14 protein-coding genes are annotated in these 12,956 nt (G+C 31.0%); 9 read left to right on the forward strand and 5 right to left on the reverse strand.

Translation table 11 applies throughout. From position 1 onward, the window contains the following. Nucleotides 1-131 precede the first annotated feature (131 nt). Nucleotides 132-806 (reverse strand): ABC transporter ATP-binding protein, encoded by a 675-nt coding sequence (locus MEFER_RS01110; RefSeq protein ID WP_015790802.1) that lies wholly within the window; start codon nt 804-806, stop codon nt 132-134. Further along, nucleotides 807-1,994 (reverse strand): ABC transporter permease, encoded by a 1,188-nt coding sequence (locus tag MEFER_RS01115; RefSeq protein ID WP_015790803.1) that lies wholly within the window; start codon nt 1,992-1,994, stop codon nt 807-809. Nucleotides 1,995-2,093: 99 nt separating this feature from the next. Between MEFER_RS01115 and MEFER_RS01120 the strand changes: the two genes are divergently transcribed. From MEFER_RS01120 to ribC, 7 genes are all read left to right on the forward strand, one after another. Next, nucleotides 2,094-3,272, forward strand: a complete 1,179-nt coding sequence (locus tag MEFER_RS01120; RefSeq protein WP_015790804.1) for a COG1361 S-layer family protein — start codon at nt 2,094-2,096, stop codon at nt 3,270-3,272. Between the two features lie 43 nt (nt 3,273-3,315). Beyond that, nucleotides 3,316-4,239: a manganese-dependent inorganic pyrophosphatase gene (locus MEFER_RS01125; protein ID WP_015790805.1), complete on the forward strand. Its 924-nt coding sequence runs from the start codon at nt 3,316-3,318 to the stop codon at nt 4,237-4,239. 63 nt (nt 4,240-4,302) lie between these two features. Beyond that, entirely contained in the window at nt 4,303-4,542 is a 240-nt protein-coding gene (locus tag MEFER_RS01130; RefSeq protein ID WP_015790806.1) for a hypothetical protein, read from the forward strand. A 1-nt stretch (nt 4,543) separates the two neighbouring features. Continuing rightward, nucleotides 4,544-4,819: an EMC6-like membrane protein gene (locus MEFER_RS01135; RefSeq protein WP_015790807.1), complete on the forward strand. Its 276-nt coding sequence runs from the start codon at nt 4,544-4,546 to the stop codon at nt 4,817-4,819. A 276-nt stretch (nt 4,820-5,095) separates the two neighbouring features. Continuing rightward, nucleotides 5,096-6,190: an NAD(P)/FAD-dependent oxidoreductase gene (locus tag MEFER_RS01140; protein WP_048056392.1), complete on the forward strand. Its 1,095-nt coding sequence runs from the start codon at nt 5,096-5,098 to the stop codon at nt 6,188-6,190. A gap of 10 nt (nt 6,191-6,200) precedes the next feature. Then, nucleotides 6,201-6,674, forward strand: coding sequence for a DUF2124 family protein (locus MEFER_RS01145; RefSeq protein ID WP_015790809.1), 474 nt, complete (start codon nt 6,201-6,203; stop codon nt 6,672-6,674). Nucleotides 6,675-6,691: 17 nt separating this feature from the next. After that, nucleotides 6,692-7,162, forward strand: coding sequence for a riboflavin synthase (ribC, locus tag MEFER_RS01150; RefSeq protein ID WP_015790810.1), 471 nt, complete (start codon nt 6,692-6,694; stop codon nt 7,160-7,162). On the opposite strand, the gene MEFER_RS01155 is transcribed toward ribC, so the two are convergent. After that, on the reverse strand, nt 7,163-9,031 hold the full coding sequence (locus tag MEFER_RS01155) for an aldehyde ferredoxin oxidoreductase family protein (RefSeq protein ID WP_015790811.1): 1,869 nt from the start codon (nt 9,029-9,031) through the stop codon (nt 7,163-7,165). 141 nt (nt 9,032-9,172) lie between these two features. On the opposite strand from MEFER_RS01155, the gene wtpA reads away from it, so the two are divergent. Next, a complete protein-coding gene (wtpA, locus tag MEFER_RS01160) occupies nt 9,173-10,192 on the forward strand; it encodes a tungstate ABC transporter substrate-binding protein WtpA (protein WP_015790812.1) in 1,020 nt (339 codons plus the stop codon). Here the strand turns inward: wtpA and MEFER_RS01165 are convergent. Next, the gene (locus MEFER_RS01165; RefSeq protein WP_015790813.1) at nt 10,189-10,998 is read right to left on the reverse strand and encodes a sugar phosphate isomerase/epimerase family protein; all 810 of its coding nucleotides are present in this window, start codon (nt 10,996-10,998) and stop codon (nt 10,189-10,191) included. The genes wtpA and MEFER_RS01165 overlap by 4 nt on opposite strands. 81 nt (nt 10,999-11,079) lie before the next feature. Here MEFER_RS01165 and MEFER_RS01170 point away from each other — a divergent pair, with 81 nt between their 5' ends. Beyond that, nucleotides 11,080-11,988, forward strand: a complete 909-nt coding sequence (locus tag MEFER_RS01170) for an ADP-ribosylglycohydrolase family protein (protein WP_015790814.1) — start codon at nt 11,080-11,082, stop codon at nt 11,986-11,988. On the opposite strand, the gene MEFER_RS01175 is transcribed toward MEFER_RS01170, so the two are convergent. Beyond that, nucleotides 11,977-12,831 (reverse strand): DUF4013 domain-containing protein, encoded by an 855-nt coding sequence (locus MEFER_RS01175; protein WP_015790815.1) that lies wholly within the window; start codon nt 12,829-12,831, stop codon nt 11,977-11,979. The two genes, MEFER_RS01170 and MEFER_RS01175, sit on opposite strands and share 12 nt — an antisense overlap. Nucleotides 12,832-12,956: the final 125 nt, after the last annotated feature.

A 12,956-nucleotide genomic window follows, 5' to 3' on the forward strand; every position in this document is an offset into this window, starting at 1 on the left:
CCAGACCTCCTTTTTTGTCCCCCCAACTTCGAACCCTCTATCATCGCAACCTTTTATGGATGTGCTCCATTTGGGTCGGTTCGTTGGGGGCAGTTATATATTTATATTATTAATATATAAAAGTTCTCATCTTATTTTTCAATTATTTCAATCAACTCTCCATCTCTCAATTTAATAATCTTTGACGCATACTTCAACAACTCCTGCTCATGTGTAACCATAACTATAGTTATTCCTTTTTCATTTAGCTCCTTTAGGATGTTCATCACTATAGCCCCGCTTTTACTGTCTAAATTACCTGTTGGCTCATCTGCAAATATTATTCTTGGATTGTTTGCCAAAGCCCTTGCTATTGCCACCCTTTGCTGCTGCCCTCCACTCAGTTGGTGAGGGTAGTAATTTAACCTATCTCCCAAACCAATTTTCTCTAAAAGCTCCTTCGCCCTCTTTTTTCTATAATGCTTATCTTTTTCATCTAAAATCATTGGTAATTCAACATTTTCCAAAGCAGTTAGTGTTTTTATCAGGTGGAATTGTTGAAATATAAAACCTCCAACTTTTCTTCTAAAAATTGCCCTCTCATTTTCGCTCATCGTGCTTGTTCTTCTCCCCTTATAGTAAACTTCCCCCTTTGTTGGAACATCCAGTAAAGCCAAAATATTTAGTAAGGTAGATTTTCCACAACCAGAAGGACCAATAATCATAACAAACTCTCCTTCTTCGATTTTCAAATTAATATTTTTTAAAGCGATAGTTTTTGCCTCTCCACTACCATAAATTTTCCATATGTTTTTAGCTTCTATCATCTATTCCCCTCTTAATGTGTCTATTGGATTTAACTTAGCTCCACTTCTTGCCGGGAAGTAGCCACTCACAACACCAACTAGGAATGAAAATGCCAAAACTCCAACAATTAACTCCCATGAAATCCATGCATTAACCATTAAATAACCCATTTTATGGGCTAAAATTTCTACACCTTTCGCTACTAAAATTCCAAGTATTAGACCAATAATCCCACCAAATAATCCTAAAAATCCAGATTCAACGACAAATATTGCCAATATATCTGTTGTTTCAGCCCCTATTGCCTTTAATATTCCAATATCTTTTCTCCTCTCTAAAATGCTCATGTGCATAGTATTTGAAATACCAATAGCTCCAACTAATAAGGAGATGGCAGCAACTCCGACAACAAATATTGTTATAACCCCAAGAATTGAGCTTACAGTCTCTGATAACTGCTTAGCAGTTAAAACAGAAAAATCTTCATCTCCAAATGACCTTTCTAAAGCTTTTTTAATATCCTCCGAAACTTTTTCAATATCCTCCCTTTCTTTTATAGTTACCAGAATAATGTTGAATTTGTCTTCATTTCCAAATAAATCTTCCCCAACATCCAGATTTAAAATTACTGAGTTATCATCCTGTTGATTCCCAATTTGCTTTAAAATCCCAACAACCTTAAATTTTTTATCTTTAATTTTTATTACATCTCCAACATCTATTTCTCTATCAAACAAATTATGTGCAGTTCCATAACCAATAACACAAGCATATTTATCATTATTTTCTAACCATCTCCCTTTTTCAAGGTCATATCCGGTCTCTTCATAAACAGCTCTCAATTCTGAAGGATTTGCATAAAAATACGACACAAATTTTTTTTCCCCATTGTACTCTATTTCACACCCTCCATACCATCCATACATAATTTTATCAATGCCCTTTACATTTTCAATGGCTCTAACTTCTTTTCTTGTAAATAAGTGTGAAGGGGGAACTCCTAACTGTTTTACTGGCAATATGGTTATTTTATTTGAACCCATCTTCATCATTTCTTCATGTATATAATTTTGGACACCATACCCTAAAGAAATTAAGCTGACAATTGCCAAAACCCCTATTACAATACCAATAATTGTTAATAAACTCTGAGTTCTTTTTTGCTTTATATTTTTAAATGCAAAAGCTACAATATCTTCGATTTTCATGTTATCCCAATTATACATTTTATTATACTTAAGCTATATATAGGTCGCAGTATTATATAACCTTATTAAGTTGTTCAAATTAGTTTAATGAGGGGAACTATGTTTAAGAAAATATTTAAAAAGATAGCTTTGTCGATGATTTTGCTTGTGGCTATATCTTCAGTTTCTGCCTTACAGGTTGATGAGCTTCAGTATCAGCCTAACGTCATTCATCCAGGGGATGACGTTGATGTTTGGATTAAGGTAACTAACGACAATTATGATGATGAGGTTAAGGACATAGTTGTTGAAATATCCCCACACTATCCATTTGAATTAAGGCAGGTAAATCCAATTAAGGGAAAGGCAACGATAAGCCATCTAAACCCTGGAGAAGCTGATACCGTCCACTTCAAACTACATGTTGATGAAAACGCTCCATCAAGAGATTATAGGATTGATGTGAAGGTAAGTTATGATGAAGTTGATGATGAAGACACTCACCACTACGAATTCACAAAAATATACTACATACACGTATATGGAATAGCAAGCTTTGAATTAAAGATAAATGACACTTCAATAAACCCTGGAACAACAAAAAATATAATGCTAATGATAAAAAATGTTGGGACTGGAAATGCAAAATATTTAAACATCTATTTAACTGGAAATGAGAAGATAAATATTTTAGGAGGTTCTTCAGCATTTATTAGATGTTTAAGTCCTGATGATGAATATATGATCCCTCTAAATGTGTATGCAGTTCCAGAAGTTGAAAATGGGATATATTCAATTAACGCAAAACTTACATGGATTGGAGAAGATGGAAATAACTATGATTTAACAATTCCTTTAAATTTAAAAGTTGTAAAAAAGATTTATGAAAATCAGCCCTACATATATTTGGATGATGTAAAAAATAAAAGGGATTATGTTGAAATAACAATTGGAATCGCTAATAGGGGTAGTTCTAAGATTAAACATTGTGTAATGACTTTAAATGTAAATGAAAACAATTATACAAGATATATTGGAGATTTAGATGAAGATGATTACGATACCTTAATTTTTGAAATAGATGATTTTGGGAATATATCAATTAAAGCAGCTGTTACATACTTTGATGACTACCACAACCAATATAATATAACAAAAACATTTAATGTCTATGTAGAAAAGACAGAAACTCAAAAAACTGTGAATCCGATATACTTAATTGTTGGAGCATTTTTTATTATAATAATTGTTCTATACATAAGAAAAAGAAAAAGATATAAAGAACTTGAGGAAATTTAATAACAACATAAACTTTTCTTTTAAAAATATCTAAGGTGAGAATGTGAGGTACGTAGTAGGGCATAAAAACCCAGATACTGACAGTATAGCATCAGCTATCGTCTTAGCTTATTTTTTAGATTGTTATCCAGCAAGATTGGGGGATATAAATCCAGAAACAGAATTCGTTTTAAGAAGATTTGGAGTTATGGAGCCAGAGTTGATAACTTCAGCTAAAGGTAAAGAAATAGTTTTAGTTGACCACTCAGAGAAGAGTCAAAGCCTTGATGATTTAGAAGAAGGAAAGTTAATAGCTATTATAGACCACCACAAAGTTGGTTTAACAACAACTGAGCCAATTTTATACTATGCAAAACCAGTTGGCTCTACAGCAACAGTTATTGCTGAATTATACTTTAAAGATGCAATTGACTTAATTGGTGGAAAGAAAAAAGAACTAAAACCAGACTTAGCTGGACTTTTATTAAGTGCAATAATATCAGATACGGTTTTATTCAAATCACCAACAACTACTGAGTTAGATAAAGAAATGGCTAAGAAATTAGCTGAGATTGCTGGAATAAACAATATAGAAGAGTTTGGTATGGAAATTTTAAAGGCAAAGTCAGTTGTTGGTAAATTAAAACCAGAAGAAATTATAAACATGGACTTTAAGAACTTTGACTTTAATGGAAAAAAGGTTGGAATTGGGCAGGTTGAGGTCATAGATGTTAGTGAAGTTGAGAGTAAGAAAGAAGATATTTACAAATTGTTAGAAGAGAAGTTGAAAAATGAAGGTTATGATTTGATTGTATTTTTAATAACTGATATTATGAAAGAAGGTAGTGAAGCGTTAGTTGTAGGAAATAAAGAGATGTTTGAAAAGGCATTTAATGTTAAAGTTGAAGGAAATAGTGTATTCTTAGAAGGAGTTATGTCAAGGAAGAAGCAGGTTGTTCCGCCGTTAGAGAGGGTTTATAATGGCTAAATATTTTTATTTTTTATAAGAAAGGGTTGTTAAAGATTTAGCTTCATAATTGAGGGATAACTTATGCACTATTCTATAATAAAACCAAAGTGCAAAAAGGATGTTGTTGAAATAGATAAGGGTTCATTAAAAACAAAGAGGAAATTTGCATTTTTGTTGGAAATAGGGGATAAAATATTAGAAAATAAAGAATTTTGGGCGAATGATGAAGTTGAGGTTGTAGTTGATTACTCTTTTACAGATTCAAAAAGGCCTAAGGAGAAGATAGAGATTTATACAATAGAAGATATAAAGAGGGATTAATATGGATTTAGAAGGAAAATGTTGCTTAATCCATACAATTGGAGGAATTATTTTTGGATATTTTGCGAATTATGTATATACTGCTGGATTAGGAATATTTAGTGGAATCTCTACCTTGATATTTTTATTTATTGGAGCTGTTATTTTTGGGCATATCTCAGCTAAATTATTCGGGGAAGAAAGTTTAAATCAGAAACAATGGCTCGGATGTGGAGTTTTGCCTTTCTTTTTGGTGGCTGTGGTTGTTTGGGTATTAAAGTTTAATGGATTAGTCTAATAATCAAATTTTAACTTAAATACATTCTCCAAACTTTACTTTTATTATTTTAAATAGATTTATTATGACATTATAAAGGTACATACTCTCAAATACTACTTTGCTTATTTTCACTAGTAGAATAATACGTACAATATATTAAATTAATGTAACTTTAGGCTTATAAATATAGTTGTAGAAATTTATTTATATTTTTACATTAAATAATTATTAAATAATTGTTTATTATGGTGAAATATATGAAATTATGATTTTATGGATTTAATGGGTGTCATTATGCAAGTAAGTATTATTGGAGCCGGATTAGCAGGATCTATAGTGTATAGATTACTATCAAAACAGGATTATCATATAGATATTTACGACCATCTATTAGTTAGGGGATGTAAAAGTATGAACTTCATATTTTCCAACAAAAATGAACTTTTGATTACAAAAAAGATATTAAAAACTGTAAATTTGGATATTAATGATTATATTATTAATGAAGTAAAGGACATAAATGTGGGAGGGGATGATTATTACCCCAATAAAAAATTTTATGTTATAAACAAATCTAAATTAATTGAAGATTTGGTGCCAAGAACAATGATTACCAATAGAGAATTCAATCCAATCATCAAAAGATATATGACAAAAGTTAGCAGTAATGGAACTTTAGCAAGAGAGTTTGTAGAAGAAACTGAGACTAAATTTTATGATTTAATCATTGACGCATCTGGTAATGCAAAAGTACTTCAGTTGGAAGATGTGAATGCCAAATATAAAAATGACATTAGAACGTGTCAATTTTTGATATACTACAATAACTCCTCAGAAGATTTTAATAAACTCTTTATTGATGAAATAAAAATACATAAAGGAAAACCTATGATTGGTCATACCTGGATTGTTCCTGTAGGAGATGGGTTGTATCACGTTGGATGTGCATACTATAAAAATGACCATGAACTTTGGGAATTTTTAAATAAATATGTTAAAAAAATGTTTGGAAATGATTATACAAAAGTTTGTGAATGTTATTCAAGAATAAATGGAAATTTAATTTCTGAAAGTTTTATAGGGAGAATGCATGGAAAAAGAGGTATTGCAGGTGTGGGGGAGAGTATAGGCTTAACGACACCATTAGGTCATGGAAATATCTATGCAATACATTCCGCTTATGTATTGTCAAAGCTTATAATCCACTATGAATTAAATAAAGCAATCTTAAAATATAAAAAATATGTAGTAAAAAAATTTAGAAAATTGGATGAAGATAAAAAATCTGTAAAAAGCTTTAATTTATTAAGAATTAAAAAATTGCTTAAAGAATATTACAATATACCTACCTACGAATCCATAAAAATCATGGTTAAATCCTTATGTTAATGGTGATACAATGGCATTAAAATTATTAAAAGAAGAAAGTGGGCTTTCCCCAATGTTAAGGGAATTTAGAAATATTATAGGAAATCATGATATAAAGAGTGTTGCATTTGTAGGTTCAGTTGGAGTTTGCCAACCATTTGCTGAATTGTTTGGATATGCAGTAAGGGATAAAGAAAATTATTTCATACCAGATGGTAACTTAAACAATGTCAAAAAACTTGTTATTAAAGATGTTGGCATGCAAATGGAAGATTTTGGAAATTTAGATAAAGTAGACGCAGTTGTTTTATTTGGAGGCTTGGCAATGCCAAAATATGGTGTAGAGGTAGAAAAAATTAAAGATTTAATAAATAAACTCTCTCCTAAAAAAGTTATTGGAATATGTTTCATGAGTATATTCCAAAAGGCTGGATGGGATAAAGAGATTGATTTCGATTATTTAATGGATGGACTTATTAAAATAAATTTATATGCTAAAGATTAAGGTTAAAAGGTGAAAATTTGACGAAAAAAGTTGGGATAGTGGATACAACATTTGCAAGAGTAGATATGGCTTCTGCAGCCATAAAAAAGTTAAAAGAACTTTCTCCAAACATTAAAATTATCAGAAAAACTGTTCCTGGGATAAAAGATTTGCCTGTAGCTTGTAAAAAGTTGTTGGAAGAGGAAGGCTGTGATATAGTTATGGCATTGGGAATGCCTGGAAAAGTAGATAAAGACAAAGTTTGTGCTCATGAAGCCTCTTTAGGTTTAATGTTGGCCCAATTAATGACAAATAAGCATATAATTGAAGTTTTTGTTCATGAAGACGAGGCAAAAGATGATAAGGAGTTGGATTGGTTAGCTAAAAGAAGAGCTGAAGAGCATGCTGAAAACGTCTATTACCTATTATTTAAACCAGAATACTTAACAAAAATGGCAGGTAAGGGTTTAAGGCAAGGATTTGAAGATGCAGGACCTGCAAGAGAATAATTATTCAATTCTCCAATCAATCCCTAAAAGTTGGGAATATTTATCTAAAACTCTTTTTACATACTCATCCACATTTTCCCTATTTTCAAATTTCTTAACCCACTCTTCATTGTTGAATTCTTTTGCCAATGCTATAATTAAATCTCTAACCCTTTCACTCTCAACTTTTTTAGCATAACCGATTTTTTTGTTATAGTTACAAATCTCCCTATACAGGTTTATTGAATCTTCAACAATATCTTCTATTCCCAACAACTCTTTAGCCAAGTCATTTAGTATTGGTTTTACCCAGTTTCTATGAAACCTACAAATACCGAGGTTTTCTATTGGCATCTCCAACTTTATACTTTCAAAAACTAATTCAGCAAATTTTTCTGGTTCATGAAACTCTGGTTTGTAATACGTTAAATATCTCCCCTGAACAACAAACGGCATAAAAAACCCTGGAGTCCAATATAGATTTGGAGCTATCTCTCCCCAATCACCAAATGGAATATAAGCAGCGTAGTCATTGAATTTTTTATTAGATTTTTCAACTCTGCTTTTAAATCTCTCATTTAATATCTTAGCAGCTTTTCTCTTTCCTAAAGATAAGATTTTATAAATTTCATTCGAGTTTTCAGCCAAATTATGCAATAATTTTATCGCCTGATCTGCATTGTGCTTTGAAATTTCTTTAATCTCTTCTTCATCCCCATTAACAATTTTTTTATGGTCAAATATTGGCTTCTTTATATTTAACTCTTCCTCTTTTAACAATCCTACATCTAAAAGTTCAAAAACCCATGCAGTTAAGTTTCCAACTTCAATTGCATCAAAGCCAAGTGCATCTACAGTTTTAACTACCCTATCCACTTCATACAAGTCAAAAATTCCCAATAACGTTCCATTTGCTGCATAAGGCTCATAATCAACTTTATTTTTATTTCTATGCTTTTTACATAAAACTGGGCAAGGTTCTCCACAGTTTGTCCATTTTTTTGTCTCTATGCATTCTTTATTAAATGTTTCAAGGTAAAATTTCAATATCTTCTCCAAAATCTTTTTTCTGTCTTCTCTATCTATATACGGCATTCTCCAATTAAATATAGGAACTTTCTCTTTATACAAAAGCCAGTTATTTCCAAAAGTTCCACCAGTAGCTGTGCTCTCATCATACCTATATTTTTTTGTGTGCTCTAAAACAACTTTAGTCATAGGTTTTTTGTAATAATCTTCAATGATTTTTTTGGCCTTCTCCTTATCATCTTTATTTTCTTTTTCATTTCCAAAGAATACAATCCCTATTATATTGTGAGCTCTATAGAGGACAGAGCCTCCTCCCCCTCTTGCTGCCCAGTCTTCTGAACCTTCAACAAATTTTCCATTTCTAACTGTTTGAGAAAACAAACCTCCCATATTTGTTCTTTTTGAAGCCTCTCCAACTACAACGCTCCTTAAATTTTTATCTTTGTATAAATCAAGGATGTAGTTGCTAACATCATAAACAGTTTTTAATTCCTCATTAACTTCAATAAAATCAATTTTTAACTGCCCCTCATTCTCTATGACCAATATAGATGGCTTTTCACATTTTCCAATGATTGCCACATTATTCAACCCAGTACTTTTAAATTGATAACCTGCCCCTCCCATTGATGAGAAGTAAAAACCATCCCAAAGTGGAGATCTAAAGGAAAATATTAGCCTATGTCCTCCAATAATTGGCAAAACTCCGCTACCAAAGCAAAATACATTTTTTTCATCATAGACGTCATATTTCCATGTCTCAAATTTATTATGCCAATACAACCCCCAAGTTATTGGCAATATGTTCTTCTCAATAATCTCAAACTTTTTTGTTGTTGCATTTATCAGGATATTTTTCATAGTATCGCCTTTTTTATTGTTTAATTCTTATTTTTGAATTTTAAATGTTTTATAAGTTTTGTTAATTAAAAGTGATGAACATAATATTTAAATATGAAATTTTGATACATTACATTTTGGCACATTAAAAAGGTGAAAAATATGGAAAAAAAGATAATAGCTGTTGGTTTGTTATTGATTGGAATTGCTTTATGCGGTTGCATGGAACAGGAAAAAGCAGGAAGTGAAGAAAAAATAGTCTTAAAAATATTCCATGCTGGAAGTTTGTCAGTTCCATTTGAAGAGTATGAAAAAATGTATGAAAAAGAGCATCCAAATATTGATATACAGAGAGAGCCAGCCGGAAGCGTAGCATGTGTTAGAAAAATAACAGACTTAGGAAAAAAAGCTGACATTTTAGCTTCAGCTGATTATTCATTAATCCCCCAAATGATGATGCCAGATTATGCAGATTGGTATGTCATGTTCGCAAGAAACGAGATTGTTTTAGTATATACCGATAAAAGCAAATACAAGGATGAGATAAATTCAGAAAATTGGTATAAGATTTTAGAAAGACCTGATGTTAAATTTGGTTTTTCAAATCCAAACGATGACCCTTGCGGTTATAGAAGCCAAATGGTTATGCAGTTGGCAGAAATCTATTACAACAACTCAACAATCTACGATAACTTGGTTTTAAAATACATACCAAACATAAAGGTTGAAGAAAACGATGGAAGCTATTTAATAATAGTCCCTAAGGATTTAGAAGTTAATTCGGATAAATTGGTCGTTAGAAGTAAGGAAACGGATTTATTAGCCCCATTGGAGGCTGGAGCATTTGATTATTTATTTATATATAAAAGTGTTGCAGAGCAACACAAATTAAAATATGTTGAGCTTCCAAAGGAGATTAATCTTGGATATTACGATTATGCAGATTATTACAAAAGAGTGGCTTTAGAAATAACTGCAAAAAATAAAACAATTGTTGCAAAGCCAATAGTTTATGGTTTAACTGTCCCAAAAAACGCCACATATAAAAAAGAAGCAATAGATTTTGTTAAGATCATTTTAGAGCATCCTGAAGTTTTAGAGAAAAATGGACAGCCTGCAATGGCGATTGGTAAAGGGAATATTCCAGAGGAGTTAAAGGGTTTAGTTAAAATTGAAAGCTAAACAGCACTTTCTAAAAATTCAATATCTTTTATCACTACATCTATTTTTTCCTCTTTTGTAGCCGGATTTTTCCTTAATCTCCTATCATCAAGCTCTAAGTTGAACATTCCTTTGTATCCATAATCTATAAGTGCCTTTACATAAGGGATGAAGTCAATTTCTGATTCTCTTAATGGAAAATGGTCTTTTCTATTAATCACTCCAGAAATGTGGGTGTGTTTTATATAGTCAATACATCTCTCCAAAAATTCATCCATATATTCCTTAGCATGTGCAAAGTCCAGAGTCATGTATAAAATTCCATCATATCTTTTTAAAATCCACTCCACCTCTTCAGGCTTCCAACCAATTCTATTAATTCTTTCAGGCATGTTTTCTAAGCATAGTGTTATATTTTTGTTAATAGCAGCTTCTAATGATTTGTCCAAATATTTAAAAAATGCCTCATATTCCTCATCTGTTGGTGGTCTATTTGTAGGTCTCCTTCCGGGATGCACAGTTACTGCCTCACACCTATAAAATTTAGCTAACTCAATACTCCAAATTGTCTCTTTTATGACAGCCTCTCTAACATAAGGATTTAATGAAGATGGATTTAACTCTATATGTGGGTTATGTAAAGCAACGTCAAATTTTAAAAACTCCTTTCTAAGCTCTGTAATATAATCTAAATCAAATCTATTATCCCAAAAATCAGGGTTTTCAGGAAAAAATTCCATGCATTTAATCCCTATATCTTTAAATATATCAAATATCTCAACCATGGGATATTCCCAAAAAAATAACGTTGAAAGACCAATCCTCATTATGCCACCGCTAAATATTTTTTTATTAATCTTAAACTTACTATATAATTTATAAAAGGTATTTATTATTTTGGTGGAATTATGGAAAAAATGAAAGATAAAGTATTTGGTTCTGTTTTTGGGGCAGTTATTGGAGATGCTTTAGGAATGCCTACTGAAAATTTAACAAGAGATGAAATAAGAAAAATATATGGATTTGTAGATGATTACGTTGAGCCGAAAAATTATTTAGCTGGAAAGCTAAGTAAAGGAGAGTGGACTGACGATACAGAGCAGGCAATATGTATAATAAAAAGCTTAACAAAAGAAGGAGTGGATATAAAAAAATTTGCTAACTGCTTGATAGCATGGAAAAATAAAAATCCCCCAGATATTGGCATAACATCTTTAACTGCTATTGAAAAATTAGAAAACAATGATTATTCTGGAGTTAATAGCAGTAGTTGCGGGGCTGCAATGAGGATATATCCATTAGGAATTGTATTTTACAACAACTTAAAAAAACTAAAAGAGGAAGTTATAAAGGTATCGAAGATAACCCATAACAACAAAACAGCAATTGCTGGAGCTTTGGCTGTGGCATTTTTTGTTAGCTCTGCATTAAGAGATGAGAAGGATTTTAGCTTATTAGACAGCTGTTACGAATATATAAAAGATGTGGATGAGGAATTTGCCAAAAAACTATTGGAACTTAAAAATTTTAAAAGCAAGGATTTCTTTGATATTTATGATTATTTTGGAACAGGTGTTTTAACTGAGGAAGTTGTTCCCTCAGCAATAGCAACTTATTTATTAACGAGCAATTTTGAAAATGGAATGTTGAAATGTATAAACGCTGGTGGAGATACTGACAGCTTAGCCTCTATGTATGGGGCAATGGCTGGAGCTTATTATGGTTTTAAAAGTATTCCAAAAAAATGGATTAATGGCTTAAAAAATAGAGACTATATTTATAAGCTTGCCAAAAAATTGTATGAACTAGTTCTCTAACTCTTCTTTTTCTTCTTCTATATTATCTTTATAATACAATGCAATAGCTCTTTTTGAAAACAATGACATGAAAAATCCAATAAATCCAGAAACTATCGCTGAAATTAACTGAATAGCTAATAACGTGGGTGGTATTACTGCATTATGATGTGGAACATTAGGGTTTGTTAGAATCTCCATAAGCATAAATGGGGCTGATGCTATAAGCCCTATTATTAATACTATAATGGTAACAACAATAACTAATAATACATACTTTACAGACATTAGCTTGAATATTTTTTTGAATTCAAAAAATCCTAAAAATCCCTTAACTGAAAAATTAACTTCCGCGAGTGGGAGGTAAAAAATCAACGCTATCAATAATATTCCAAATATTACAAAGGATATTATCAAAAATGCTAAGCCAATTGAATTACTTTGCGTAGCTAATAATATACTGACAAATAATAATATAATTGGAACTATTAAAAATACAACTGCCAAGATTAAAGACCCAATAACATATAGAATTCCTTTAACAAACAAATCGGCAAAATTATTCCATTCCGGTAAGTTGTTGAAACCTTCAACTGTAGTTTTCATAACCCTTACATAATACCCATCAATTATAAATCCAATTATCAAACTTATTAAAAATCCAACAGCCATTACTGTCAATAAACTTGTTAATATTTCAAAATTAGGAATGTTTGAGCTAACATCTGTAGCAATCATGAATACTGAGAACAAAATACTGAAAACTTCAGAGATAGATAATAACAATCCCCCAACTATGCCTTTTTTAATATCTGAAAACGCATATTTAAAGGATTCAATGATATAGTCTTCAAATTTTCTCATTGCCTTCCCCTTAGTTTTTATACTACTTATTTTGTTTGAAGATTTTTAAATATTTTTCTAAAAAAATATAAATTCAAATATTTAAATATACAAATAAAAACACCGAATAAAAAAATCCGTGTGGG

Source organism: Methanocaldococcus fervens AG86 (assembly GCF_000023985.1).
GTDB classification, from domain to species: Archaea; AGJL01; Methanococci; order Methanococcales; family Methanocaldococcaceae; genus Methanocaldococcus; species Methanocaldococcus fervens.